The 25,121-nt window shown below is 67.8% G+C and carries 25 protein-coding genes; 12 read left to right on the top strand and 13 right to left on the bottom strand.

Going from position 1 to position 25,121, the window contains the following annotated elements; translation table 11 throughout:
• The first annotated feature begins 15 nt into the window (after positions 1-15).
• Positions 16-1,539, top strand: a complete 1,524-nt coding sequence (locus tag AC1DCZ_RS15030; protein WP_476975308.1) for an amidohydrolase — start codon at positions 16-18, stop codon at positions 1,537-1,539.
• Here AC1DCZ_RS15030 and AC1DCZ_RS15025 read toward each other — a convergent pair.
• Complete coding sequence (locus tag AC1DCZ_RS15025) at positions 1,526-2,035, bottom strand: hypothetical protein (protein WP_476975307.1); 510 nt, start codon at positions 2,033-2,035, stop codon at positions 1,526-1,528. The genes AC1DCZ_RS15030 and AC1DCZ_RS15025 overlap by 14 nt on opposite strands.
• A gap of 492 nt (positions 2,036-2,527) precedes the next feature.
• Between AC1DCZ_RS15025 and AC1DCZ_RS15020 the strand changes: the two genes are divergently transcribed.
• Positions 2,528-3,145 carry a uracil-DNA glycosylase family protein gene (locus AC1DCZ_RS15020; protein ID WP_476896391.1) on the top strand — a complete coding sequence of 206 codons (618 nt, stop codon included), beginning with the start codon at positions 2,528-2,530 and terminating at the stop codon, positions 3,143-3,145.
• Positions 3,146-3,211: 66 nt separating this feature from the next.
• On the opposite strand, the gene AC1DCZ_RS15015 is transcribed toward AC1DCZ_RS15020, so the two are convergent.
• Positions 3,212-4,453 (bottom strand): type II toxin-antitoxin system HipA family toxin, encoded by a 1,242-nt coding sequence (locus AC1DCZ_RS15015; protein WP_476975306.1) that lies wholly within the window; start codon positions 4,451-4,453, stop codon positions 3,212-3,214.
• The gene (locus AC1DCZ_RS15010) at positions 4,450-4,719 is read right to left on the bottom strand and encodes a type II toxin-antitoxin system Y4mF family antitoxin (RefSeq protein WP_476975305.1); all 270 of its coding nucleotides are present in this window, start codon (positions 4,717-4,719) and stop codon (positions 4,450-4,452) included. Before AC1DCZ_RS15010 ends, AC1DCZ_RS15015 begins: the two co-directional genes overlap by 4 nt.
• 301 nt (positions 4,720-5,020) lie before the next feature.
• Between AC1DCZ_RS15010 and AC1DCZ_RS15005 the strand changes: the two genes are divergently transcribed.
• The 7 genes from AC1DCZ_RS15005 to AC1DCZ_RS14975 all read left to right on the top strand — a co-directional run bounded on the left by AC1DCZ_RS15005 (position 5,021) and on the right by AC1DCZ_RS14975 (position 12,955).
• Positions 5,021-5,977, top strand: coding sequence for an L-lactate dehydrogenase (locus AC1DCZ_RS15005; protein WP_476975304.1), 957 nt, complete (start codon positions 5,021-5,023; stop codon positions 5,975-5,977).
• Between the two features lie 53 nt (positions 5,978-6,030).
• On the top strand, positions 6,031-6,726 hold the full coding sequence (locus AC1DCZ_RS15000; RefSeq protein WP_476975303.1) for a FadR/GntR family transcriptional regulator: 696 nt from the start codon (positions 6,031-6,033) through the stop codon (positions 6,724-6,726).
• A 56-nt stretch (positions 6,727-6,782) separates the two neighbouring features.
• Positions 6,783-7,820 (top strand): asparaginase, encoded by a 1,038-nt coding sequence (locus tag AC1DCZ_RS14995; protein ID WP_476975302.1) that lies wholly within the window; start codon positions 6,783-6,785, stop codon positions 7,818-7,820.
• An 8-nt stretch (positions 7,821-7,828) separates the two neighbouring features.
• Positions 7,829-9,244, top strand: a complete 1,416-nt coding sequence (locus AC1DCZ_RS14990; protein ID WP_476975301.1) for an aspartate ammonia-lyase — start codon at positions 7,829-7,831, stop codon at positions 9,242-9,244.
• 13 nt (positions 9,245-9,257) lie between these two features.
• The gene (locus tag AC1DCZ_RS14985; protein WP_476975300.1) at positions 9,258-10,829 is read left to right on the top strand and encodes an amino acid permease; all 1,572 of its coding nucleotides are present in this window, start codon (positions 9,258-9,260) and stop codon (positions 10,827-10,829) included.
• Positions 10,830-10,979: 150 nt separating this feature from the next.
• On the top strand, positions 10,980-12,296 hold the full coding sequence (locus AC1DCZ_RS14980; protein ID WP_476975299.1) for an ATP-binding protein: 1,317 nt from the start codon (positions 10,980-10,982) through the stop codon (positions 12,294-12,296).
• 32 nt (positions 12,297-12,328) lie between these two features.
• Complete coding sequence (locus AC1DCZ_RS14975) at positions 12,329-12,955, top strand: transmembrane-type terpene cyclase (protein ID WP_476975298.1); 627 nt, start codon at positions 12,329-12,331, stop codon at positions 12,953-12,955.
• On the opposite strand, the gene AC1DCZ_RS14970 is transcribed toward AC1DCZ_RS14975, so the two are convergent.
• Genes AC1DCZ_RS14970 through gluQRS form a run of 3 tightly spaced genes read right to left on the bottom strand, consistent with a single transcriptional unit; the run spans position 12,942 to position 15,508 of the window.
• Complete coding sequence (locus AC1DCZ_RS14970; protein ID WP_476975297.1) at positions 12,942-13,946, bottom strand: NADP-dependent oxidoreductase; 1,005 nt, start codon at positions 13,944-13,946, stop codon at positions 12,942-12,944. The genes AC1DCZ_RS14975 and AC1DCZ_RS14970 overlap by 14 nt on opposite strands.
• Positions 13,947-13,948: 2 nt before the next feature.
• A complete protein-coding gene (locus AC1DCZ_RS14965; protein ID WP_476975296.1) occupies positions 13,949-14,602 on the bottom strand; it encodes an HD domain-containing protein in 654 nt (217 codons plus the stop codon).
• Between the two features lie 9 nt (positions 14,603-14,611).
• Positions 14,612-15,508 (bottom strand): tRNA glutamyl-Q(34) synthetase GluQRS, encoded by an 897-nt coding sequence (gene gluQRS / locus AC1DCZ_RS14960; protein ID WP_476975295.1) that lies wholly within the window; start codon positions 15,506-15,508, stop codon positions 14,612-14,614.
• Between the two features lie 325 nt (positions 15,509-15,833).
• Between gluQRS and AC1DCZ_RS14955 the strand changes: the two genes are divergently transcribed.
• Positions 15,834-16,292, top strand: coding sequence for an Lrp/AsnC family transcriptional regulator (locus AC1DCZ_RS14955; protein ID WP_476896419.1), 459 nt, complete (start codon positions 15,834-15,836; stop codon positions 16,290-16,292).
• Between the two features lie 30 nt (positions 16,293-16,322).
• Here the strand turns inward: AC1DCZ_RS14955 and AC1DCZ_RS14950 are convergent, their stop codons facing one another.
• Positions 16,323-16,778, bottom strand: a complete 456-nt coding sequence (locus tag AC1DCZ_RS14950; RefSeq protein ID WP_476896378.1) for an Lrp/AsnC family transcriptional regulator — start codon at positions 16,776-16,778, stop codon at positions 16,323-16,325.
• A gap of 117 nt (positions 16,779-16,895) precedes the next feature.
• Between AC1DCZ_RS14950 and AC1DCZ_RS14945 the strand changes: the two genes are divergently transcribed.
• Positions 16,896-17,558, top strand: coding sequence for a LysE family translocator (locus tag AC1DCZ_RS14945; protein WP_476975294.1), 663 nt, complete (start codon positions 16,896-16,898; stop codon positions 17,556-17,558).
• A gap of 31 nt (positions 17,559-17,589) precedes the next feature.
• On the opposite strand, the gene AC1DCZ_RS14940 is transcribed toward AC1DCZ_RS14945, so the two are convergent.
• On the bottom strand, positions 17,590-17,946 hold the full coding sequence (locus AC1DCZ_RS14940) for a nuclear transport factor 2 family protein (RefSeq protein ID WP_476975293.1): 357 nt from the start codon (positions 17,944-17,946) through the stop codon (positions 17,590-17,592).
• Positions 17,947-18,042: 96 nt separating this feature from the next.
• Positions 18,043-19,035, bottom strand: coding sequence for a tetratricopeptide repeat protein (locus tag AC1DCZ_RS14935; RefSeq protein WP_476975292.1), 993 nt, complete (start codon positions 19,033-19,035; stop codon positions 18,043-18,045).
• Positions 19,036-19,060: 25 nt separating this feature from the next.
• Here AC1DCZ_RS14935 and AC1DCZ_RS14930 point away from each other — a divergent pair, with 25 nt between their 5' ends.
• Complete coding sequence (locus AC1DCZ_RS14930) at positions 19,061-20,584, top strand: S10 family peptidase (RefSeq protein WP_476975291.1); 1,524 nt, start codon at positions 19,061-19,063, stop codon at positions 20,582-20,584.
• Positions 20,585-20,599: 15 nt separating this feature from the next.
• Here AC1DCZ_RS14930 and AC1DCZ_RS14925 read toward each other — a convergent pair whose 3' ends face one another.
• The 4 genes from AC1DCZ_RS14925 to AC1DCZ_RS14910 form a co-directional block, all read right to left on the bottom strand.
• On the bottom strand, positions 20,600-21,094 hold the full coding sequence (locus AC1DCZ_RS14925; protein ID WP_476975290.1) for a DUF456 domain-containing protein: 495 nt from the start codon (positions 21,092-21,094) through the stop codon (positions 20,600-20,602).
• A gap of 90 nt (positions 21,095-21,184) precedes the next feature.
• Positions 21,185-22,396 carry an NAD(P)-dependent malic enzyme gene (locus tag AC1DCZ_RS14920; RefSeq protein ID WP_476975289.1) on the bottom strand — a complete coding sequence of 404 codons (1,212 nt, stop codon included), beginning with the start codon at positions 22,394-22,396 and terminating at the stop codon, positions 21,185-21,187.
• Between the two features lie 294 nt (positions 22,397-22,690).
• Positions 22,691-23,278: a TetR/AcrR family transcriptional regulator gene (locus tag AC1DCZ_RS14915; RefSeq protein WP_476896371.1), complete on the bottom strand. Its 588-nt coding sequence runs from the start codon at positions 23,276-23,278 to the stop codon at positions 22,691-22,693.
• 151 nt (positions 23,279-23,429) lie between these two features.
• Positions 23,430-24,788 (bottom strand): MFS transporter, encoded by a 1,359-nt coding sequence (locus tag AC1DCZ_RS14910; RefSeq protein WP_476975288.1) that lies wholly within the window; start codon positions 24,786-24,788, stop codon positions 23,430-23,432.
• Positions 24,789-25,121 lie beyond the last annotated feature (333 nt).

Genomic DNA, 25,121 nt, shown 5'->3' with positions numbered 1-25,121 from the left:
CCTAGCCTGTTTCCTATGCCTACAACAGATGATCTCCCGGCTGCGCCTAACCTCGTGCTGGCCTCCGTTAGGCAGCCCGGTGATGCCGCCCTTTCTGACATCCACCCGGCCGACGGCGCGGTCTCGCGGATCACTCCGGCGGGGGCCGCTTCCGCTGGCGTTCCGGGCGTACCTGTAGCTGACCTTGCGGGACGCTACGTTATTCCCGGGCTGTGGGATGAGCATGTCCACATGACCCAGTGGGCGTTGGCCGCCAACCGGGTTGACCTCTCGCGTGCAGCCTCTGCGCAGGACGCAGCCGACGCCGTCCGCGCCCACCTTGCCGACGCCGGCGTGGGCGGCGCGGCCGGCGGCGGCGGCCGGACACTCGTGGGAGTGGGGTTCCGGGACGCCGTCTGGCCGGACGTGCCCGCCCTGGACATGCTCGACGCCGCGACGCCCGGACTGCCGGCCGCCCTCCTAAGCCACGATCTCCACTGCGTCTGGCTGAACAGCGCGGCGGCGGAACGGTACGGCGTATCCGTGGACCCGAGCGGGCTCCTCCGGGAGGAGCCGGCCTTCAACCTGACCCGCGAGCTCGGCAGGCTGCCCGACGCTATCGTCGATGGCTGGGTGCGGGAGGCCGGCCGCGCGGCCGCAGCGCGCGGCGTCGTGGGAATTGTCGACTTCGAGATGACGTGGAACCGGGACGTCTGGCAGCGCCGGATCGCCGGTGGATTCGATGCCCTCCGGGTGGACGCGGGGGTCTACCCCCAGGATTTGGACCGTGCGGCTGCCGAGGGGATGCGCACAGGGCTGGTGCTCGACGGCGGGGCCGGACTCCTCAGGGTGGGGCCTCTCAAAGTCCTTATCGATGGATCGCTTAACACCCGCACGGCATACTGTGTCGATCCGTATCCGCACGGCGGACGGGGCCTGCTCACCGTGAGCGAGGACGAGCTGCTGGACCTGCTGGTTCGGGCCCGGGAGGCCGGCCTTGTTCCGGCCGTCCACGCGATCGGCGACGGCGCCAACGAGGTGGCGCTGAACGCGTTTGCCGCAGCCGGAATCTCCGGAAGGATCGAGCATGCCCAGTTTGTCCGTCGGCAGGACTTCGCCCGCTTCGGCCAGCTCGGCCTCACAGCGAGCGTCCAGCCGGCGCATGCCCTCGACGACCGCGATGCCGCCGACGCGAACTGGGCCGGGCGCACCGACCGGGCCTTCCCGCTGCGGTCCCTGCTGGCCGCCGGGGCCACCCTGGCGCTGGGCTCCGATGCGCCGGTGGCGCCGCTGGAACCCTGGACCGCAATGTCGGCCGCCACCACGCGGTCGCGGCAGGACGGCCGCGGCCCCTGGCATCCGGAGCAGGCGCTTACCCGGCAGGAGGCCCTGGCGGCTTCGGCCCGGGGGCGCGGCCGGATCCGCGTCGGCGACCCGGCAGATGTCGCGGTGCTCGACGGTGACCCGTTCACGGTCTCAGACGGCGCATTCGCCGCGATGCCGGTGGCGGCCACCCTGGTGGGCGGGAGATTCACGCACGACGGCGTCAGTCGCCTCTGACCCGCGCCTGGACGAGGTTGGCGTACGGCAGCCGGCCGTAGACTTCCACGAACGTGGCGTGATACCCGGCTTCGGTTGCGTTAAGTTGCTCCACGGGCAGCTCCTGCCACGCGATGACCAGCGACCCTGCCGCGGCGAGCTGCCAGACGAGCCGGCCGTCCCAGTGACCCGGCGGTTTGCCTTTGCCGAAATCGACGAACTCCTGGATCTGCCGGCGCAGCCCGCGGTTGCCTTTGCTCCCGGGGCCGGCCTTGCCCACGTAGAGGACGTCGGCGCCGTCGACCCATTCGGCGGCCAGGGCGGTCGCCGCCAGGGAGGGATCCTTCTTCTTGAAGACTCCCGCCGTGCTCTTGGACAGAAACCGCGGTTCGAAGCCCTCGGGACGCAGTACGGCAAAGATTCCGGTGCGTTGCGGGATCCGGTTGGTGTCAAGGTCCGCGAGTGGCCGGAATCCGGTGAACCCGTCCTGCTTCAGTGTCTGTCTGTTGAGCGGCATAGGTTCCTTGGATCGGGGCGTTCCGTCGAAGCCTACGAAACCGCAGGTTCCGCGGCCGCTTTCATGTCGGGGGTCGCAGGGACACTTAAAGTATGGACGGCGGCCGGGGGCCCGGATCGGCTTCGCAGAAGCCGCCGGAACCTGGCTTGGCCAAGGCGTTCGCCGCCGAGATGCTCAAACGCGGCAAGCGCAGGGCCGGGGCCGCGGGAGCGTCCGCGGCGGAAGCGGCGTCGGCGGTCGTGGACACAGAGACCTGCAGGTACCTTCGCGATCTCGCTATGAGATGGCTCGGACATTTGCATGTCCTGAACGACCCGGCGTACATCAGATGGTTACCTGCAGGCGCTTTAAGCGTACGTCCGGCCGTCGGCCGTGACTAGGGGCCGATGGCCTCTGGCCACAAACCGACCTCCAAGAAAGCGACACCTCCGCCAAACGCGTAGAGTGGAACAAGACGCCTGATTCTGGACGCCGTGTGCCGAGGGAGAAATCGTGACGATTGACTGGGACGAAAAAAAGGCCCTGCTGCAGGAACCGAACATCGCCGCTGTGACGCAGCTTTGCGACGAACTCATGGAGAAGAAGCCGGGGTCCGTGGTCCCCTACATCGATCCCGTCCATGACGAGGACGAGTGCCGGATCGTCAGCCTCCATGTCAGCCCGGGCAAGGGCACCGAGTCGGGCTTCGTCTCCCATTTCAATGACGACGAAGCCGCCCGCCGTGCCACGTCCATCTACGAAGCCGCGGAGCTTGATCCCCGTTACGTGATGCCGTGGAATGCCTACCCGTGGGTCCGCGATCCCGAGCTTCCCTCCGCCCTCAACGTCCAGGAGAAGACGGACGGCCTCCGGCCCTTCCGCCAGTTCCTGAAGATCAACAAGCGCGTTTCCGCTGTGATCGCCCACGGCGCGGACGCTAATGCTTTCCTGACGCTCTTCGAGAAGACCTACCACTCCTCGCTGAAGAACCACGGCGTCAAAATCTACAAGGCCACTGCCCTTGGGGGCCGCGCTTTCGCCGTCTCGGCAGCGAAGCAGGACGAACTCCTCGCCAAGAACGTGGACGTCTACAAGGACGCCATGCAGCGGGCGGGCATCCAGCACCTCTGACCCGCGGCCGGTGATAAAACCCTCCTGCGGAACACCCGGCGCCGGCATCTGCCGACGGCGCGAATCTCACCCCTCCAGCAGCCTCCGCCGGTGCTTGAGTTCCTTGACCCAGTTCCTGGTCACCATCGCCGGGAACGGTGAGGCGCCGTCCTCGTTCGTGGCACCGAATGCCGTCCCCGCCTCCAGGTCCGCCAGCAGCGGTCCGGACGCCTTCAGCCCGAGCTCCAGGACCTGGACCGCGGCCCGCTCGGTCAATCCCAGCCCGGCGGCCCACCCCAGGAAATGCCTCCGTGAGATCCCGGTGCGCTTGCCGTCCAGCATGAGGGCGAGCGTTCTGTCCCCGTACACCACTGTGGAGGGGATGTCGTATACCGGGGCGATAGACCACTCCCCCGACGACTGCTGCACCATGGACACATTCTTGGCGTGCAGGTCGCCGTTTCCGCTGAGCCACGCGAACGCCGCCTGGATGGCCAGGTTCCGCAGCGCCGGCAGCCGCGCCGCACAATAGGCCGCCAGCGCCTGGCACACCCGCCCGTAGCCGACGTTGTATTTGTCCGCGGGGTACAGCCCCAGCACTTGGGCCCCGTCCTCGACGGCGAGCCGCCTTACCGCGTTTGGCGCCCCTCCCGCCTCATATTCCGCAAGGGGAATACGATCAAAGCGCTCCACCAGCAGCCCCGGCCGGCCCGCGACGTCGCGAATAAGGTGCACACGGCTCAGGGGAATCCGCAGCCGGGCCGCGTAGCGGAACATTACGAACTCGTTCTCCACCACATGCGGGAACTCGGGCGCGTTGAGCTTGAGGATGTACCGCCGGCCAGCACTCGCCACCGGCATCGAGATCATTCCGGCGGACAGCTTGTCCTGGACGCCCGCGAGCGCTACCGGGTCGATCAACCCCGGGTCCCCCAGCAGCGCGTCGAAGTCCACCGGCGTCTGCGCATCGAGCTCAACGGCGTGCTCGACCGGGTCCAGTTTTTCCCCGTGCCCGACGATCTGCACGTCGCCCACCGGGTTCGCCCCAAAGGCGATGAGCAGCGACAGTTCGTCATCCACGCTTGTCTTGACCGACCGGCGGAGCGCGTTCAGCCGTCGGCCTTCGGGCAACAGACCGGTGAAATACGGCGGGGCGGCGCCTGCGGCGCACAGCACCGGCTCCGCGGACAGCGGCAGGGAGCTCGCGACGGCGGGTCCGCCGGACGCCAGATAGTCCGGCAGGTAGGTGAACCTCGTGCCGCCGCCGTGCCGCTCCAGCCGCGCCGCCAGCACTCCGGCCTTGTAGATGTCCGCGATCCGGTGCCTCATGGCCGGGGTTCCTGGCGGTGTTCGGGTGCGCCGGCGAGTGCCCGGGCGGCCGGGCTCGTCCGGGTCCCCAGCTGGAGTTCGAGCCCGAGCGTCCCCAGGAGCGCAATCAACGAGTCCAGCTGCACGCTGCGCTTGCCCTGCTCAACGAACCGCACAAAGCGTTCAGAGACCCCGGCGAGCTCGGCCACGTCCCGTTGACTCAGCCGAAGCGCCCCGCGGCGCGCGCGCACGCCGGCGGCCAGTTGATCCGCGAAAGACTCCGACATGGGGACCCCTTTAAATAGGAACGATCGTGCCGTTTTGCGCCACTATCCAGTCTAGCCCCGCGGACGGGCGGTGAAAAAGGTAGATTCGGTACGTTCGTGCCGGGCTTGTCATGCGGGCATTAGGGTCCAACGGCCCTCCACATACCGGCGACCCGCAACGAAGCTTGAGGGGCCACCGGATCCGACTTCATCACCCCCTCGCGGGCCGCTGACCAGGCAGGGCGCTGCAGACCGTGCCGAAGGATCCGGGCCAACACAGTGAGCGGGGCCCTGCCAGCGGGGTCCGGGGAAGAGGAAGACCATGTCGGAGAACCGGGGCTCGAAATTGGCGATCATCGGCGCCGGCAGTGTCGGAACCTCCCTCGCCTACGCGGCACTGATCCGCGGATCGGCCGGGCACGTCGCCCTGTTCGACGTCAACGCGATCAAGGCGGAGGCCGAAGTCCTGGATCTCGCCCACGGGACTCAGTTCGCGGCCGCGGCCGCAACTGTCACAGGCGGCGGGGACATCTCTGCGACGGAAGGCGCCGGCGTCGTCGTCATCACGGCCGGGGCAAAACAGGCGCCCGGCCAGGCACGCCTTGATCTTGCCGGCACGAACGTCCGCATCCTCGAAGCGCTCATGCCGCAACTGCTGATGCATGCCCCCCACGCCGTCTATGTGCTGGTCACTAACCCCTGCGATGTCCTGACGGTCGCCGCGCAGAAGATTTCCGGGCTGCCGCCGCAACGCATTTTCTCTTCGGGCACCGTGCTGGACACTTCCCGGCTCCGCTGGCTGCTGGCACGGCGGGCCGGCGTTTCGCTCGCGAGCGTCCACGCCAGCATGGTGGGCGAGCACGGCGACACCGAATTCCCCGTCTGGTCCGGCGCCACCATCGGCCCGGTCCCCATCCGCAGCTGGCAGGCGGAGGGCGAACGGATCTTCACGCCCGGCTACCTGGCCGAGACCGCCAGGGAAGTGACGCAGGCAGCTTACAAGGTGATTGCCGGCAAGGGCGCGACCAACTACGCCATCGGGCTCTCCGGGGCGCGTATCGTGGAGGCCCTGCTGCGAGCGGAAAACGCGGTACTCCCGGTTTCCACCGTGCTGGACGGCCAATACGGAATCTCCGGTGTGGCGCTATCCCTGCCGAGCATCGTGGGAAACGGCGGCGTCAGCAAAGTACTGGACACCCCGATGGACGAAGGCGAGCTGGCCTCCCTGCACCGCTCGGCGGAAACACTGCAGCAGAGCCTGGCAACGCTGGGGATCTGAACAGGCCCCGTCACAGTTGACACTCAAGTGTGACCCGTGCCATGTTTTAAGGCATGAACCTGTCAGACAGCCGGACAGCCGGACAGCCGCTCGTCCGCCTCAGCGCGGCCGAGGCAGTATTCAATGTCCTTCGGTCCGACATCGAATCCGGCAGGCTCGGCGTCGGCGCCAAGCTGAGCTCCGAGGCCACGCTCGCACAGCAGTATGGCGTGAGCCGCTCCGTGGTCCGCGAGGCCTTGCGCTCGTGCACCGCGCTGGGCCTGACCGTCACCAGGACCGGGCGGGGCACGTTCGTCGTCGCCAACCACGTGGCCAAGGACCTGGTCCTTGGCCAGTACTCCGCACGCGACCTCACCGAGGCACGTCCCCACATCGAGGTTCCTGCCGCCGGGCTGGCCGCGGAGCGCCGTTCGCCCGAGGAACTGGAGACCATGCGGGACATCGTCGCCGCGATGACTGCCGAGGACGACCCCGAAGTGTGGGTGGGCCTGGACTCCAGTTTCCATGCATTGATCGCGCGGGCCAGCCGCAACAAAGTGTTTGAAAACGTCGTCGCGGACATCCGCGAGGCCCTGGCCCACCAGTCCGAGACCCTGAACATGGTGGCAGACCGCCAGCACGCCTCGGACGAGGAGCACCGGCGCATCCTGGCCGCCATCGAAGCCGGCGACGCGGCGACGGCGGGCATCGCCATGAGCCAGCACCTCCACGCCGTTGGTGTGGCCCTCGACTCGATTCTTAGCCCTTGACGGCAGGCGCCCTATGCCCCTGTCAGCAGCAGCCAACACCACCGCCAAAGGACGCAATGATTTTTCCTGCCCCCGCGCACATCCCGGCCCCGCTGGCCCCGGATCGGTTCCCGGCCCATGTACCGCTCGCGGTCCAGACCCGCGACGGCCTGGTGGAGAGTGTCCACTACGGCTCGGCAATCGCCACGGCAGCGGAGGGCCGGATCCTCCTGGCCGCCGGCGAGCCCCTCGCCCCGTTCTACCCGCGGTCCGCCCTGAAGCCCCTGCAGGCCGTCGCCATGGTCCGCGCCGGCCTGGACCTTCCGGAGGAGCTCCTCGCCCTCGCGGCCGCCAGCCATTCCGGCGGCGCCGGCCACCGTGAGGGTGCGCGGCGCATCCTGGACCTGCATGGGCTGACCCCGGAGGATCTGGAGAACAGCACCGACCTCCCCTACGGCGCCCGTGAGCGCGAGGAATGGCTTGGCGGCGGCGGGCAGGCCACCCGGCTGGCCCAGAACTGCTCGGGGAAACACGCCGCGATGGCTGCCACCTGCGTCGTCAACGGCTGGCCGGTGCGTGGTTACCTGGATCCGGCGCATCCGCTGCAGCAGCTGGTGGCGCGAACCGTCGTGGAGCTGACGGGCGAGGAACCGGAACGCACCTCCACTGACGGCTGCGGCACCCCACTCTTCGCCCTCACGCTGCGCGGCATGGCCCGTGCGTTCGGCAAGCTGGCTGCAGCATCCGGGACTAGCGCGGAAGCCGCCGTCGCCGGCGCCATGCGCCGGCACCCGCAGATGGTTGCGGGCGAGAACCGGGATGTCACTGAGCTGATGCGCCTCGTCCCGGGATTGTTGGCCAAGGACGGCTTCGAGGGCGTCCAGCTCGTGGGACTCCCCGACGGCCGCGCCGTCGCCGTGAAGATCTCCGACGGCGGGGACCGCGCCCGCATGCCCGTCACCGTGCGGTTGCTGGCCGCGCTCGACGTCGGCACCCCGCCCCTGGCGGGCCTCGCGGCGGCCCCTGTGCTGGGCGGCGGCCGGCCCGTCGGGCTGCTGCGGCCCACCGATTTCCTCGCTGCCGCCGAGACCTCCAACGCCCCCGACGCCCTGTAAGGACAGCCATGACCCCGATCGACGAACACCCAGACTTCCGCACCGAACACGACCTCCTGGGCGACAGGGATGTTCCTGCCGCCGCGTACTGGGGCGTCCACACCCTCCGGGCAGTGGAGAACTTCCCCATCACCGGCCAGCCGCTCTCCACTAACCTGTACCTGGTCCGCGGACTGGCCGCCGTGAAGCTGGCCGCCGCCCGCACCAACCGCGACCTCGGGCTCCTGGACAACGAGCGTGCGCAGGCCATCGAGGATGCGTGTGCGGACGTTCTGAACGGCAAGCTCAGCGATCAGTTCGTGGTGGACGTCATCCAGGGCGGCGCCGGAACGTCGTCGAACATGAACGCGAACGAAGTCATCGCCAACCGTGCGCTGGAGATCCTGGGCCGACCCAAGGGTGATTACGCCAGCCTTCACCCGAATGACCACGTGAACCTCAGCCAGTCCACCAACGATGTCTACCCCACCGCCGTGAAGCTGGGCACCATCTTCGCCGCTCGGGAACTCCTGGCAGCCCTCGCCGAGCTGGAGGAGGCCTTCGCCGCCAAGGCCCTTGAGTTCCGGACCGTGGTGAAAATGGGCCGCACCCAGCTTCAGGACGCCGTCCCCATGACCCTGGGCCAGGAATTCGGTACCTACGCCGTCACCATCGGCGAGGACCGGCTCCGTCTTGCCGAGGCGGACCTGCTCATCCATGAAATCAACCTCGGCGCCACGGCAATCGGCACCGGCCTGAACGCCCCCGCCGGATACGCCGGGGCGGCGTGCCGGCACCTGGCCGAGATCACGGGCCTGCCGCTGGTCACCGCCGCCGACCTCATCGAGGCCACCCAGGACGTGGGCGCCTTCGTGCACCTCTCCGGCGTGCTCAAGCGGGTCGCCGTCAAGCTCTCCAAGATCTGCAACGACCTCCGGCTGCTCTCCTCCGGCCCGCGTGCGGGCTTCGGCGAAATAAACCTCCCCGCGGTGCAGTCGGGTTCCTCCATCATGCCCGGCAAGATCAACCCGGTGATCCCGGAAGTGGTCAGCCAAGTCGCCTACGAGGTCATCGGCAACGATGTCACCATCACCATGGCCGCCGAAGCCGGGCAGCTGCAGCTCAACGCGTTCGAACCCATCATTGTCCACAGCCTCCACAAGAGCATCTCCCACCTGGAAGCTGCCTGCCGCACCCTCACGGCACGCTGCGTCCGGGGCATCACCGCCAACACCGAACGGCTCCGCCTCACCGTGGAGCAGTCAATCGGCCTGGTCACCGCCCTGAATCCCCACCTTGGCTACGCCACCGCAACCGCCATCGCCCAGGAAGCCCTCGCCACCGGCAAGGGCGTCGCCGAACTTGTGCTGGAACACGGACTGCTCAGCGCTGAGCAGCTCGAGGACCTTCTCAGCCCGCAGCGCCTCGCGAACTTGAGCAAGTAAACAAAGGACTCCCATGACACAGCCCCAGCAGGACACTGCCCAAAAGCAGGCACCCGCACAGACACGATCCATCACCGACCACACCATTCCGGCGCATGCGCATGCCTCGGAAGCAACGCTCCACCGGGAGGACCAGGGCTACCACAAGGGCCTCAAGCCACGGCAGGTCCAGATGATCGCCATCGGAGGCGCAATCGGCACCGGGCTCTTCATGGGCGCCGGCGGGCGCCTCGCCACGGCCGGCCCTGCGCTGATCATCAGCTACGCCATCTGCGGCTTCTTCGCCTTCATGATCCTTCGCGCGCTGGGCGAACTGGTGATGCACCGCCCGTCCTCAGGTTCGTTCGTCTCCTACGCCCGCGAATTCTTTGGTGAGAAGGCCGCCTTCGGCACCGGCTGGCTGTACTGGCTGAACTGGGCCATGACGGCGATCGTGGACATCACCGCCGTCGCGCTTTACATGAACTTCTTCAAGAAATACTGGGCCCCCATCGCGGACGTGCCGCAGTGGACGTGGGCGCTGACGGCCCTGATCCTGGTCCTCGGGCTGAACCTGGTCTCCGTCAAGGTCTTCGGTGAACTGGAGTTCTGGTTCGCGCTCATCAAAGTAGCGGCCCTGGTGACCTTCTTGCTGGTCGGCGTTTACTTCGTCATCTTCGGCACCCCCGTGGCTGGCCAGGAAGCGGGCTTCAGCCTGATCGCCGACAACGGCGGCATGTTTCCCAACGGTCTCCTGCCTGCCGTCGTTGTGATGCAGGGCGTGGTCTTCGCCTACGCCTCGATTGAATTGATCGGCACCGCAGCCGGTGAAACCGAAAACCCGGAAAAGATCATGCCCAAAGCCATCAACACGGTGATCGTGCGGATCGCTGTGTTCTACGTCGGCTCCCTGGTCCTGCTCTCCCTGCTCCTGCCGTACACCTCCTACAAGGCCGGCGAGAGCCCGTTCGTCACGTTCTTCGGCTCGATCGGGGTTGACGGGGTGGATGCCATCATGAACCTGGTGGTCCTGACCGCGGCACTGTCCTCGCTCAATGCCGGCCTGTACTCCACCGGCCGCATCATGCGGTCCATGTCCGTCACCGGCTCAGCCCCGAAGTTCGCGGCACGCATGAACAAGGCCGGCGTCCCCTACGGCGGCATCGCGCTCACTGCGGCTGTGGCAGTCCTGGGGGTCGTGCTTAACGCCCTCGTCCCGGCCGAAGCGTTCGAAATCGTGCTAAACGTCGCCTCCCTTGGCATCATCAGCACCTGGGCAATGATCGTAATGTGCCAGATGCAGCTGGCACGGCTGGCCGCCCGAGGCGAACTGCTGCGTCCGGCGTTCCGGATGCCCGGGGCACCCGTCACCGGTTGGATCACGCTCGCGTTCCTGCTGACGGTCGTGGTCCTGATGGCCTTCGACTCCCCTGTCGGCACCTGGACCGTTGCCTCCCTGGTGGTGGTTATCCCGGCGCTGATGTTGGGCTGGCGCCTCTGCCGTGAGCGCGTCCTGGAGCTGGCCGCGGTCCGCGAGGGATACACCGGCCCCTCGCCGCTGGTAGCCAACCGCGCGGTACGGGCCGCCGAAGGTGACGAGGACTAGCTGTATTGACCGGGGAGGGTCCGTCCGTTGCGCTATGGCGGCGCCCCCGCCGTAACGCAACGTCCCCGCGCCCCGACCACCGGGCGGTTCGCATATGCTCAGCACACAAGCTCACACTGGCTCAGCGACGAAGCACCCGGGAGAGACCACATGACCAACTGGCGGATCAGGGATTTCCACTCGGCCGATCTGGACGGCATCCTGCACCTGTGGGAATCGCTCAAGGCGACCAACGTGGAGCCCGTCTACGCACTCTCCGAGGTCCTCGCCTCCTGCGAGAAGGACCACGCCGTCGTCGCTGTGCAGGGGGAACAGGTGGTGGGCGCTGCCGTCGGACGGGCCGCGCACGACCAGGGCTGGATTGTCTTCCTCGCCACCCTCCCCGAGTACCGCGGCCGGGGGATCGGCACCGCACTGCTGGCCGCCGTCGAGAACCGGATGGCCCCGCACGGGCTCAACAAGCTCTCCGCACTCATGCCGGAATCCGAGACCCGCGTGGAGGCCTTCCTCAGCCGCGGGTTCGTGCTCAAGAAGAACCTGCGCTACTTCGAACGTAAAATCCCGGTCCAGCGCCAGGAGCTTGAGCCCCTGAGCCAGCTCGGCGGCCGCATCCTTGCCCGCGACCTCTGGGAAAACGTCGCGGGCATGCGCAACGAGAAGGAGCTCCTCGAACGGCGCCTCGTGCTCCCCCTGGCCGAGGCCGACCTCGCCGACGAGTACGGCGTGGTGCCCCCGCGCGCCGTCGTCCTGTTCGGTCCTCCCGGGACCGGCAAGACGACGTTCGCGAAGGCGATCGCGTCGCGCCTCGAGTGGCCGTTCGTTGAGGTTTTCCCGTCCCGCCTGGCCTCCGACCCGAAAGGCCTGGCGGGGGCGCTCCGCGAGACCTTCCTGGAGATCGCCGAGCTGGAGCACGCCGTTGTGTTCATCGACGAGGTCGAGGAGATCGCCTCCCAACGCTCGGGCGAACCGCCGTCGCCGCTGCAGGGCGTCACCAACGAGCTCCTCAAGATCATCCCCGCCTTCCGCGAACAGCCCGGCCGTCTCCTGGTCTGTGCCACCAACTTCATCCGCGCCCTGGATTCGGCCTTCCTGCGGCACGGACGGTTCGACTACGTCATCCCCATCGGCCTGCCCGACCGCCAGGCGCGCGAGGCCATGTGGCAGCGCTTCATCCCGGCCACCGTGGTGGACGACGTCGACGTCGAGCTCCTGGTGGACCGCACCGAGGGCTTCTCCCCCGCGGACATCGAGTACGCGGCCCGCCGCGCCTCCCAGCGGGCGCTGGAGAAGGCGGTCTACGACGACGGCGGAGCGGCCTCCGGGGGCGATGCCGCGCTCCGCGATGCCGTCCGGAAGGGCCCCGGGACCGATGATTACCTGGATGCCATCCGGGACACCCGGACGACGGTGAGCGAGGAAGTCCATCGGGAGTTCCTCGAGGACATTGACGCACTCGGCCGCGTCTAGCGTTGCCTGGATGCTGACGCGGGGAGGAAACTGTGGTCCTGTTCCTGACGATCGTGAGCGGCGTTGCCTGGACGGCGGTCTACGTCGACGCCATCCGGATCGGGTTCAGGGACAAGAGCTACGCCATTCCTGCCGCCGCGCTCGGCCTGAACTTCGGGTGGGAAACCATCTATGCCGCACGCTCGGTCGCCACCGGAATTACCGCCCAGGGCATCTTCAACATCACATGGGGCCTGAGCGACGTCGTGATTGTGTACACATTCCTGAAGTTCGGCAGATCCGAACTGCCGGCCTGGGTGACGCGGTCACACTTCACCTGCTGGGCGCTCCTGCTGGGAGTCACGTCCTTCGCCGTGCAGCTGCTGTTCGTTGGAGAGTTCGGCTGGGATAACGCGGCCCGCTATTCGGCTTTCCTCCAGAACCTCCTGATGTCCGGGCTGTTCATCGCCATGTTCGCAGCCCGCGGCGGAATGCGTGGGCAGTCCCTCCTGATCGGCCTGGCCAAGTGGATCGGGACCCTGGCTCCCACCATCGTCTTCGGCGTTTACCGGAATTCGCCGCTCATCCTGGGCATCGGGGTCCTTTGCAGCGTCTTCGATCTTTGCTATGTCGGGCTGCTGTGGCGGGCGGGAAGGTCCCGCGCGGCTACGCGAGAGTGACGACGATCTTGCCCTTGGCGCGGCCCTGTTCGAGCGCTGCGAAGGCCTCGGCGATTCTTTCAAACGGGAAGATGCTGTCCACGATCGGCTCCAGCTGCCCGTCCTCCACCAGGCCCCCGAGGATGCGCAAATCATCGCCGCTGGGGTGCATGAACAGGTACCGGTAGCCCGCGCGCGCCTTCCGGGCCCGGCGTCGGAGGTCCAGGCTCATCGCCCAGAAAACCGCTGTGATCCACGGCGGCGAACCCAGATCCTTCTTCGCCGTCAGCGGCTCCGGCACACCAGCGATCGAGACCACCCGACCGCCCGGTTTGAGGATGCGGAAACAAGCCTTGAGCGTGGCGCCCCCAACCAGATCCAGCACGGCGTCATAGTCCTTCAGGACCCGGGTGAAATCTTCCCGGGTGTAGTCGACGACGTGATCCGCCCCCAGCCTGCGCACGAGAGCCTCCCCACGGGGCGAGGCCGTCGTGGCCACCTCCGCCCCCAAATGCCTCGCGAGCTGGATCGCCAGCGTGCCCACGCCGCCGGCGCCGCCGGAAATGAACAACCGCGTGCCCTTGTGGACGCCAAGCTCATCGCGCAGCGACTGCAAGGCTGTCAGCCCGGCCAGCGGCAGCCCTGCTGCTTCGGCGAAGCCCAGCGACGCCGGCATCACTGCCGCCAGTTCCTGCTGCACGCACACGAACTCGGCGAACGCGCCGAGCCTGGCCTTGTCCACCCGGGCATAGACGCGGTCGCCGATGGCGAACCGGCTCGGCCCGGGGCCGACAGCGTCCACCGTGCCGGCGAGTTCACTGCCGGCAACCACGGGCAGGCGGAGCGGGTTGATGGCCCGGAGGCCGCCCTGGCGGATCTTGTAGTCCACCGGGTTCAAGCCTGCAGCTGCCACCCGGATCCGGACCTCGCCCGGCCCGGGCTGCGGCTCGGGCACGTCCCGGAGTTCCACGGCATCCGGGCCGCCGTAGCGGGTCAGCACGAAGGCGCGCACGGTCAGTCGTCCTCGGTCTCCACAGCCGCGACCACCGCGGACCCGCCCTCCTCGGACCCGCCCTCCGGTGAGTCATAGGACAGGTTCTCGTAGTCGGTGTCATCGGCTTCGTCGAGCATGTCGTCCAGTTCATCCAGCAGCCACGGGTTGACGCGGGCGAGGATTTTCCGGGTCTCTTCGACGGGGACGGCCGCGTACAGGACGGGCCGGGCATCGTCGTAGCGCGTGACAGGCGGCTTGTCCGGCCACTTCTCGGCCAGCGCTTTGACTCGTTCGGGCAGGGAATTGTGCGCGTTGTCGGCAATTTTGACCAAGGTGGCGTCATGGTCCCCGGCGATGTACCGGATGCCGGCCTGGTAGTCGTCCGGGTTCTCGTGCAGGCGCTTCGTGACGCGCTCAATGATGTCCGCGGCCCGCTCGGAAACACCCATGTCCAGCAGCGCCTGCCGCGTCATCGGGGTGTCCTCGGCGATGTCGTGCAGGTAGCCGGCGATCCGGATGTCGTCGTCGAAATCCGCCAGGGCATCCCCGACGGCGAGCACGTGCTCGCGGTACGGCCGCTTGAGCTTATCCTTCTGACGGTTGTGGGCCACCTCGGCCAGGACCTTGGCTGTCTCCACGGTGAATCGGGGCTGGGGGCGTGCTGGTTCTGACATGGTTCCAGCCTACGCGCCGGGCGCGCCCAGGCCCGGCCAGACCCAGGGCTCCCGCGGCAGCGAGGCGGGGTCAAAGACGGAGATCGCATCAGCCAGCGGCCCGCCGGGCAGTCCGAGGGACGCCAGCAGCGCATCGCGCACGTGCTCCACTGACACGCCGGCCAGCGCCAGGTCCGCGAGCGTCACGGCGTCGTCGCGCTTCGCCAGCCGGGCACCCCGGGTGTTCACCACGAGCGGTACGTGGGCATATTCCGGCATTGGAATATCCAACAGCGACGCCAGATGGGCCTGCCGGGGCGTGGAGGGTAAGAGGTCGTCGCCACGGACCACCTGGTCCACGCCCTGCGCGGCGTCGTCGACCACCACCGCCAGGTTGTAGGCGGCGACGCCGTCATTGCGGCGGAGCACGAAGTCGTCCACCACTCCGGTGTAGCTTCCGTGCAGCACGTCCTGCACAGTGGCCTCCTGCACGGAGGCGCGAAGCCGGATCGCTGCGGGACGGACGGACCGTTTGGCCTCGCGCTCGGCGGGGGTCAGCGTCCGGCACGTCCCCGGATACGCACCCTGCGGGGCGTGCGGCGCAGACGGCGCCTCCTGGATTTCGCGGCGGGTACAGAAACATTCGTAGGTCATGCCCGCTGCTCTCAGGCCGGCGATCGCCGCCGAATAGAGTGGCTCACGGTCCGTCTGGCGGACGACGCCGCCGTCCCAGTTCACGCCGATCGCCGCGAGATCGCGGAGCTGCTCCGCCTCGGCACCGGCCCGGGCGCGGTCCAGGTCCTCCACGCGCATCAGGAACCGCCGCCCCGTGGATCGGGCAAAGAGCCAGGCCAGGATGGCCGTCCGGAGGTTGCCCACGTGCAGTTCGCCGGAGGGACTGGGGGCGAAGCGGCCTGCTGACGTCATGGGACCAGCCTATGCGGCAGACAACAAGAGCCCCTCAGCTACCGATGACTTCGGAATCCGACGTCGGTGGCTCAGGGGCTCTTATCGTGTTTGCGGAGTGACGATGCGTGAACAAGTGCCAATCAGCGGCGGGTTCCGTGCGGGGAGCCTCATCCAGGGTCCGGGTGGTGTGCCGGGGTGCCTGTAGCCTTCGGGATCCGGCGGTAGCCTTTGCCCCTTTGTTGTCATCATTTGAGCAGAAGTCCTACAGTTGGTGCAACGCACGCCCTTTACGCTGGTCAATCTGACCAATCCCGGGCGTCCTGATAAGCAGGAAGTGGTCATTTTGCAGGAACTCGACGCGACGGACCGGCGGATCCTCGCCGCGCTGGATGAAGACCCCCGGGTGCCGATCATGGTGCTGGCCCAGAAGTTGGGGCTGGCCCGCGGCACCGTGCAGTCGCGCCTGGAGCGGATGTCGGCGTCGGGCGCGCTCCGGCCAAACAGCAGTCGCGTGCTGCCGTCCGCCCTGGGACGGGGGGTGGCCGCGTCGGTGAGCGCCGAGCTGGACCAGAGCCACCTCAATGAGGCCATCGCGGCCTTGCGGAACATCCCGGAAGTGCTCGAGTGCCATGCCCCGGCGGGCGACACGGACCTACTGATCCGCGTGGTTGCCAGGAGCCCGGACGATCTCTACCGCGTCTCAGAGGAAATCAGGCTGTGCCCGGGGATTGTGCGCACGTCCACCAGCATGTTCCTGCGCGAGGTCATCCCTTACCGGACCACCGGACTGCTGGGCGCCTGAACGACGGGCCGGCACCGCCGTGCGCCACACTCAGACGGGCGGGCCGGCGTTCGCCTTCAGATTCTTCATCACCAGCGTCGACGTCAGCCGCTCCACGCCGGGCAGGGACGTCAGTTCGCTGTCGTAGAAGCGCTGGTAGGCCGGGAGGTCCTCGGCGATGACCTTCAGCAGGTAGTCCGGCGAGCCGAAGAGCCGCTGGGCCTCCACGATGTTCGGATTGTCCGCCACTCGGTTTTCGAAGATCTCCATGGTGGAGCGGTCAACCTGCCGCAGAGTCACGAACACGATCGCCTCAAACCCCAACCCGACGGCGGCCGGATCGATGTCGGCCCGGTATCCCCGGATGACCCCGGAGGCTTCCAGATCCCGCAGCCTGCGGTGGCACGGAGCCACCGTCAGCCCGACCTTCGCCGCCAGGGCAGTGGCCGTCATGCGTCCGTCGATTTTGAGGTGGCGCAAAATATTTCTGTCAATGTGGTCTATCACGCAATAATCTTACCGACCTTTGGTGATTCTTCAGTAAATCAGGGAACACCTACCGCGCGGATTTGCATAGAGTTTTCCCTGTACCCGCCTGGAGGTACCGCATGTCAGGAGCCCCCCGTGAACCCCCAGCTTTTTGTCGCCTTCATGGTCGTTGCCGTCGCCCTGGCCTGCACCCCCGGCGTTGACTGGGCGTATTCGATTGCGGCCGGACTGAGGCAGCGCAGCTTCGTCCCCGCCGTCGCCGGACTTTGTGGCGGCTACGTCATCCACACCGCGCTCCTGGTCCTTGGCCTGGCCGCCCTGATTACCGGGGTGCCCGGTGTGCTCGGCTGGCTGACCGCTGCCGGTGCCCTCTACCTGCTCTGGCTCGGCTTCGGAACAGTCCGTTCGTGGCGCGGGGCCAGCTTCGACACCGGCACCGGTGGCATCCCGGCCCCGGCGGCCGCCAGCCAGTTCCGGGCTTTCCTCCAGGGCATGGGGATCAGCGGGATCAACCCGAAGGGCCTGCTCTTCTTCATGGCCCTGGTGCCGCAGTTTGTCAGCCCCGAGGCGGCCCTTCCCGTTCCGGTCCAGTCCGGGCTGCTGGGTCTGACCTTTGTCCTGCTGGTGGCGGTCATCTACAGCTGCGTGGCGCTCCTGGCCCGGAAACTTCTCCATTCCCGGCCCGGGGCCGCCCGCCGGGTCACGCTTGCCAGCGGGATCATCATGCTCGTCCTGGGCACCGTGCTGCTCTCCGAACAGCTCGTTCCTGTCCTGGGCGCAGCCATCACGCACAGCTAGGGCCAAAACCTGCCTGCACCGGCTGCGGGGCCTACTTGCGCTGCATGTACCACTCGGTGAAGGACGAGGCCCGGCCGTCGGCCGTCAATTGGATGATCCACAGGTTGTCATAGCTGCGGCTATTGCCGCGGTAGGTGGTCAGGCCCTGCACGAAGGCACGTCCGCCGTCGACCCCCAGCAGCTTCCATTCGAAGGTCCAGTCATCGGGGTCGTCGCGCCCTGCCAGCCAGTGCTCAACGATTTGTTCGCGCCCGTTCCACGGTTCGGGCTCCTGCGGGCTCGTGGCGTAGACGGCGTCCTCAGTGAACAGTGCCCGGATGTCCTCCGGATCGTTCGACCGCCACGCCGTGATGTAGTGCTGCATCCAGCGGGCTGCTGCATCTCTCATGCCTCGTTTGTACCCCTTGCGCCGGGGGCCCCGCAAGGGTAGTGGATACGTGTATTGGCCCGCTGAGCTGGGACGGGAGTTCATCGACCCAGGCCGTCAGCCGCCGTCGGCGCGGCCGTACTCGCGGTCCCACAATTCGTGCATTTCCGCATCCTTCCGGATGGCCTTCACCGTTTCCAATTCCGCGGGCTTCCGCCGCTGCCATTCCCTCGGGTTCAGGTTTTTGCGGCCCGCGTCCAGCAGGAGCAGTGCACGGTCCGTCAGGGCGTCGTTGCGCAGCGAAAAGTCCGTCTTCCGGCGGCGCAGGACCTCCTGCAGCGCGGCGCGGGCGGTGCCGTAGTCCCCGAGTTTCCGCAGCGAGCGGGCGCGCACCAGCAACAGGGCCGCTGAGAGGTCGTCGGCGTTCAGCAGTCCGTCGGTGTCCGCCACCACCTCCGCGTCCCGTCCCAGCGCGGCCGCCAGGGAGCAGTGCGCCAGGGCCATGGGCAGCGACGGCGGCAAGCCGGTCAACGCTGCCAGCGCGGCCTCCGTCTGGCCGGTCTCCCGCAGCGAGTGGGACAGGGCCAGGAACACGGCCTCCTCGCTGAACAGGACCGGAAGCTCGATCCGTTCGGCCACCTCCACCCGGGTGATCACGCCGGCAAGGTAGTCGGCGGCATAACGGTTGGCATCGTCGTCGTTCCGGAGTGACAGGCCGCGCTGCAGCAGCTCGGAGGCCCGCAGGTGGCCGCCCTGCGAGTACGCCAGGAGCCCGGCCATGAGGGAGCAGAGCCCGGCCCAGCCGGGGTTCGCACGCGCCAGCGTGATCAGCCGGTCCGGGTCGGTGGAACCGAAAACGGCGCCATGCACGGCTTTGGCCGTCTTGCCGGGCATCCTGCCGGCCACTCTTCCGAGCTTGGGTACGCTGCCCTCCGCGGCAAGCGTGCCCCGGCTACGTCCGGCCAGCACTCCGGCAACCAGGCCGCCCACGCCCTCCGCGACTCCGCGCACGGGCGTCCGGACCACCACCTTGCGAAACGGAGTCAGGTCGCGGGTGTCGTGGTACAGGAGTCGGCGCGGGGATGCCGATTCTGGGGGTCCGGCGTTCATTCACCCATGCTAGTAGGCTCTGGGAATGGCTGACCTCAATGACGACTCGTCCTCCTCGAACACCTCAACCCCTTCCGGCGCCGGCCGCCCCGACGCGAAGGCGGCCGAGGTCAGCGACGACTTCATCCACCGGCGCCACGTGCTGGCGTCCGGACTTGAGTACACGACGACGACCGGTCGGCTCGTACTGCGCCGGGAGGAAGTGAAGGACGGGAAGGCGGACGGATTCAAGGCCAAGGCCGAGATCTTCGTGGTCAGCTACGTGGCGGACCCCGCGGCGCCAGCAGACGGCGCCGCCGAGAAGCCGGGCAGGGCCGCGGCGAACCCGCGTCCGGTGGTATTCGCGTTCAACGGCGGCCCGGGCTCCTCCAGCGTGTGGCTGCACATGGGCCTGCTCGGGCCTCGGATGGTGGACAGCGGGGACATCGGCAACTTGACTCCGGCGCCTTACGGCGTCGTCGACAATCCGGAGACCATCCTGGAACACGCGGACCTCGTGATGATCGATCCGGTCAACACCGGCTTCTCCCGCGTCGTGGAGGGCGGGCCCGCGGAGGAGTTCCATGCTTTCGTCGAGGACCGGGACCTGGTGGCCGAGGTCATCCGGCTCTGGACCACCCGCAACAACCGCTGGCTCGCCCCCAAGTACCTCGTGGGCGAGTCCTACGGCACGCTGCGGGCAGTCGCTGTGGCCAAACGGCTGTTCGACGCCTACGGCATGTCGGTCAACGGCCTGGGCCTGATCTCCACCGTGCTGAACCTGTCCACGCTGTACTTCCAGCCCGGCAATGACACCCCGTATGCCCTTCACATCCCCACCTACGCCGCGATTGCGCACTACCACGGACGCCATCCGGGCCGGGCACTCGCCGAGGTCGTCGCGGAAGCGGAGGCGTTCGCGGGGCGGGAACTTGGCTATGCGCTGAGCCAGGGGTCACGGCTCACTGCCGGGGAGCTCGACGGCGTCGTGGCCCGCCTCAGTGCCATCACCACCCTGGACGAGGGGTTCATCCGCCGGACCAACTTGCGCTGGACCTACGGCGAGTTCGCCGCGGAACTGCTGCGCGCGGAGGGCCTGACCGTGGGCAGGATCGACGGCCGGTTCACCCAGCGGCCGGACAACCGGCAGCTCTCCGAGGACTGGGACGACCCCTCGCTCAGGGCGATTAACGGGCCGTACGCCGCCGCGATCAACCACTACGTCCGGGCCGAACTCGGTTACGAGAACGATCTGCCCTACGAAATCCTGACAGGGCGGGTCCAGCCCTGGAGCTACAAGACCTTCGAAGGCGCCCCGGTGGACGTCAGCGCGGACCTGGAACGCCTGCTCGCGTACAACCCGGAGCTGCGCGTCCACGTGGATTACGGCTACCACGACGGGGCCACGCCGCACTTCGCGGCGGAGTACGTCTGGGCGCACATGGACCTGCCCCCGGAGGCGCTGGCACGCTTCACGCATCACTACCACGAGGCCGGCCACATGATGTACCTGAACCCGGAGGCGCGGCGGGCGCAACTGGGCGCACTTGCGGAGTTTGTGAGCGCCTAAGACCGGAGCGCATTCCTAGGCGGCTGCCCCCACCCAGAGGCCGATCACCCAGATGCTCGCAGCGAGGCAAGCCAGCCCGAACTCGACGATCATGCCCAGTCCGGTCGCCTTCAGCGCGGCCCAGCTGGAGGCCGCGGCGGCGCGCAGGACGCGGGTGCGCTGGAACTCGCTGAGCAGAAGCCCGGCGGCAAACCCTGCAAACAGCCCCACCACAGGGACGATGAACATGCCCGCCACCCCCAGGACCAGCCCTGCGACGACGGAGCGGCCGGGGATGCTGTGTTGTTTGAGCTTCCGGCCGGTCAGGACGGCCCCGGCCGTCATCCCGGCAAGGACAAAGAGCATGCCGGTCCCGAACACCACCCAGCCGGTAATCCCGGCGCCGCCCCAGATGGCCCACGCCAGCAGGCTCAGCCCGATCAGGATGCTGCCCGGCAGGACGGGGAGGATGGTTCCCGCCACACCCGTCAGGATCGCCAGGCCGCAGAGCACCGTCACGACTGGATTCATGGCCCCAGTCTAGGGCGATCCCGAAACGGCGGCGGCGGCGTTCCCCCAAGGAAGCGCCGCCGCCGTCGTTCGGACCAGCCGATGAGGAGGCTACCCCGCTTCAACCGCCGCGGCGACGGCTGCGGAGACTGCCGGAGCCACGCGCGGGTCCAGCGGGCTGGGCACGATGTAGTCGGCGGACAGCTCGTCCTCGGCCAGCGCGGCGATGGCGCGGGCGGCTGCCAGCTTCATGGCCGGGGTGATCCGCCGGGCGCCGGCGTCGAGGGCGCCGCGGAAGATGCCGGGGAACGCCAGGACATTGTTGATCTGGTTCGGGAAGTCGCTGCGCCCGGTGGCGACGACGGCCGCGTACTTGCGCGCGACCTCCGGCAGGACTTCCGGGTCCGGGTTGGACAGGGCGAAGACGATGGAGCTGTGGTTCATGAGCTTGAGGTGTTCCTCCTCCAGCTTGGAGGAGGAGACCCCGATGAACACATCTGCCCCCAGCAGGGCCTCGCCCGGGCCGCCACGGACGCCGCGCGGGTTGCTGCGCTGGGCCAGCTGGGCCTTCTTGCTGGCCGGGTCGGCGGCGATGTCCGCGCGGTCGCGGTTGATTACGCCGCGGGAGTCCAGCAGCACGACGTCCCTGATGCCGGCGGTGAGGAGGATTTCCGCGACGGCGATGCCGGCCGCGCCGGCGCCGGAGATCACCACGCGCAGGCTTTCGAGGTCACGCCCGGTCACCTTGGCGGCACCGGTCAGGGCAGCGAGGACCACGACGGCGGTGCCGTGCTGGTCGTCGTGCATGACCGGGCAGTCGAGCGCCTCGATGAGCTTTTCCTCCAGCTCGAAGCAGCGCGGGGCCGAGACGTCCTCCAGGTTGACGGCGCCGAAGCTCGGGCGGAGCCGGACCAGGGTCTCGACGATCTCGTCGACATCTTTGGTGTTGAGCACGAGCGGGATGGAGTCGAGCTCGCCGAACGCCTTAAACAGCGCGGACTTGCCTTCCATCACGGGCAGCGAGGCGCTGGGACCGATGTCGCCGAGGCCCAGGACGGCTGTGCCGTCGCTGACGACGACGACGAGGCGCTGGGCCCAGGTCAGGGTGCGGGCAAGCTCCGGGTTGGCGTGGATCGCGCGGCTGACCTGGGCCACACCCGGAGTGTACGCGATGGAAAGATCGCGCTTGCTGGCGAGCGGGACGGTGCTGGAAACCGAAAGCTTGCCGCCCTGGTGGGAGGCGAAGATTTCCTCGTCGCTGAGCACGGTTACCGGCTCCGCGGGGGAATTGGTGTCGGCGGGAATGATCGTTTCAGTGGACACGTCGTTGTCTCCTGGGGCTCGCCGTGGGCACACGGCTCATGGAAGCTCAAGCACGTCAGATGCTCAAGATGGTCTGGCGGGAACGTCGGTGGCGACCCAAGGGTGGCGGGCCGGCGGTGAAGCTCCCGGAGGTGCTGGCTGCAGGCCGCTCCGGTTCTGCCATGGTAAGCAACGCTGATTGCCGGTTACATTCCGGATGACACAAGCCGGGTGCAGGTAAAACGTTTCATCAGGTATTTAAGTGACACAGGTCACCGAAATTTCACGATGAAGGCTCCCGCCGGTCTAGACCAGTTACGCGGGTTGCCGCGCCCGCTGGAGCAGGGAGCAGGCCTTCTTGAGGTCCTCTTCCGCTTCAAACAGCGATAGCCGGCGGCAGCGGACCGCCTGGACCAGACCGGTAACTGTCAGCAGCAGGACGCGGGAGATGGCGGCGTCGCCGCTCACGCCCGTTACTGCCTTCTCCGCAGCGGAGTCGATCTCGCGCAGCAGCCGCGTCGTGTCCGTGTCCTTGGCGTAAACCGCGCGGTTCAGGCATTGCTCGACGGCGGGCTGCATGAGGCGCATGTGGAAGATCTCCATGACGACGCCGACCAGCGCGTGGGCCGGAACTTTGCCGGCGGCCGGCGAGCTGCCCGCGTGCAGTTCCCCCAACTGCTTGCGGTACAGCGCCAGCACCAGCTGGGTGGCCGAGGGAAAGTAGCGGTACAGCGTCCCCAGCGGGACATCGGCCTTGGCCGCCACCTCGGAGAGCACCACCGAGTCCAGGCCTTTACGGGCGAATCCGGCGGCAACCTCGAGGATCCGTGCGTAACGGAGCCGTTGCCGGGGCAGTGTGGGCGGCGGGGCCATCGGTGGAAGATCTGAGTAAAATTCAGGCATCAGCAGCGTTCCGGGGGTCGTTTTTCTCGGCAGCCGGGAGAGATCCCCCACAGCGCTGCCGCGGCAATTCCCGTCCACTATACGCCACGGGGTTGGGCGCCCGGCCAGTCAAAAGGGGACTCCGAAGCCGTCCGCCCAGGACCGCAGCAGCTCAGTCGACGCCCTTGATTTTGACCACGAAGACGGCGCCAAGGAGTCCGATGGCGGCGGCTGCCACATACAGCGACACGTAGCCTCCCCACAGGGTCACGAACGGGAACGCGATGAGCGGCGCGAGCACTTGGGGCAGGGAATTGGCGACGTTGATGACGCCCAGGTCCTTGCCACGGTTCAGCGCGGTGGGCAACACCTCCGTGATGAGCGCGAAGTCCACCGCGAGGTAGCAGCCGAAGCCGATGCCGAGCACTGAGGCGCCAATCAGGGCACCCGCCCAGGTCGGGGCGAAGGCGAGAATGAGCGAGGCCGCGGCGATGACGGCGGAGGAGAGGATGACCAGGGGTTTCCGCCTGCCCATGCGGTCACTTAGCGGGCCGCCGATCACGCTGGTGATGATCACCATGACCGCGTAGAGGCCCGTAAGGATCAGCACCCCGAACTCGGGCTCGAGCCCCTGGGTCTCATGAATATGGACTGCGTCCTTGAGAAAGAACAGGAGGTACAGGGTCACCATGTGGTTGCCGATGTTCACCAGCAGCCGGGTCAGCCAGGCCCACGCGAAGTCCGGATGGAGCGCCGGGGAAATCCAGAAGCCCTTCACCATGGCGGCCAGGCTGAACGGCGGACGCGCGTCCGGAGGCAGCGGGACGTCGTCGTTCCTGAAGAAATAGAGTACGACTCCGGCGAGCAGCGCCGCGGCGCAGACCAGGTAGCCGGCGGCGAAATTCCCTGTGACGGCGGCGGCGATCACCGCGCCTATCAGGATCCCGGCCGTCTGGCCCATGGCTGCGAGACCCCCCACTGTGCCGCGCTGCCGCACCGGCACCCGGTCCGGTATGGCGGCGGTGATGGCCGCATACGCGCCGTTGCAGCCTGCCTGCACAAGGCACCAGAGCAGCGTCATGACGGCTACATTCGGCGCCCCTGCCAGCGCGATCAGGGCCGCCGCACCAAGGACGGCACCGAAGAGCACCCACGGCACCCTCCGGCCGCGGCGCGATGTGGTCCGGTCACTGAACGCACCGAACACGGGGTTGGCCACCAGCGAGACGGCGGCGCCCGCGCCGGTCACGAGGGCGAAGATGGCCTCCTTGTCCGGTTCGCTGAAGGCGGCCGCCTGCTGGCCGAGGAGGACCTGGATCGGGCCGAAGAACGCCGCATTGATACCGACGTTGACCAGCACCACCCCCGCGGTCCAGACCGGACGGACGCCGCGTTGCGGTTCGGCGAGCGCAGGCGCCTGAGCTTCGGAACCCACGCCCACCCCGACGGCGGCTGGTCCAGTGCGTTCTCCGCCGTGCCTCCCGCTGATGGCAGGGTCCGGCGCTGCGGCGGGCGTATCGGACAGGCTCATGTGGTTCCCCCGGAACGGACGATCAGGCAGATGGATCAGAGTGGGGCCAGACTATCGTGGGATTTCCTCTTCAGTGCCATGGCCCAGTCTCCTGATACGAGACAGGATGCCCCGGGCATTGCACCTGCCGGCCACGCGGAGCGATTCTTTCCGTTATTGTTTCGCCATCTGATGGGCGATGGCCAGCTTTCTCGGGCGCGACTCGTAAGGCCCGGAGAGACGTAAAACGTCAAAGGGGTGAGTGCGCACCTCGCTTAGCGAAACGGCCCAAAGGCCGTTAAGCACCGAAACACCCTCTCCGCCGGCTGTTTCACCCGAGAACGGATAATACGT

The sequence above is a fragment of the Arthrobacter sp. 10N418 genome (assembly GCF_056394725.1).
Note: the sequence above shows the minus strand (reverse complement) of the source record. Positions and strands in the feature narration are given on the sequence as shown.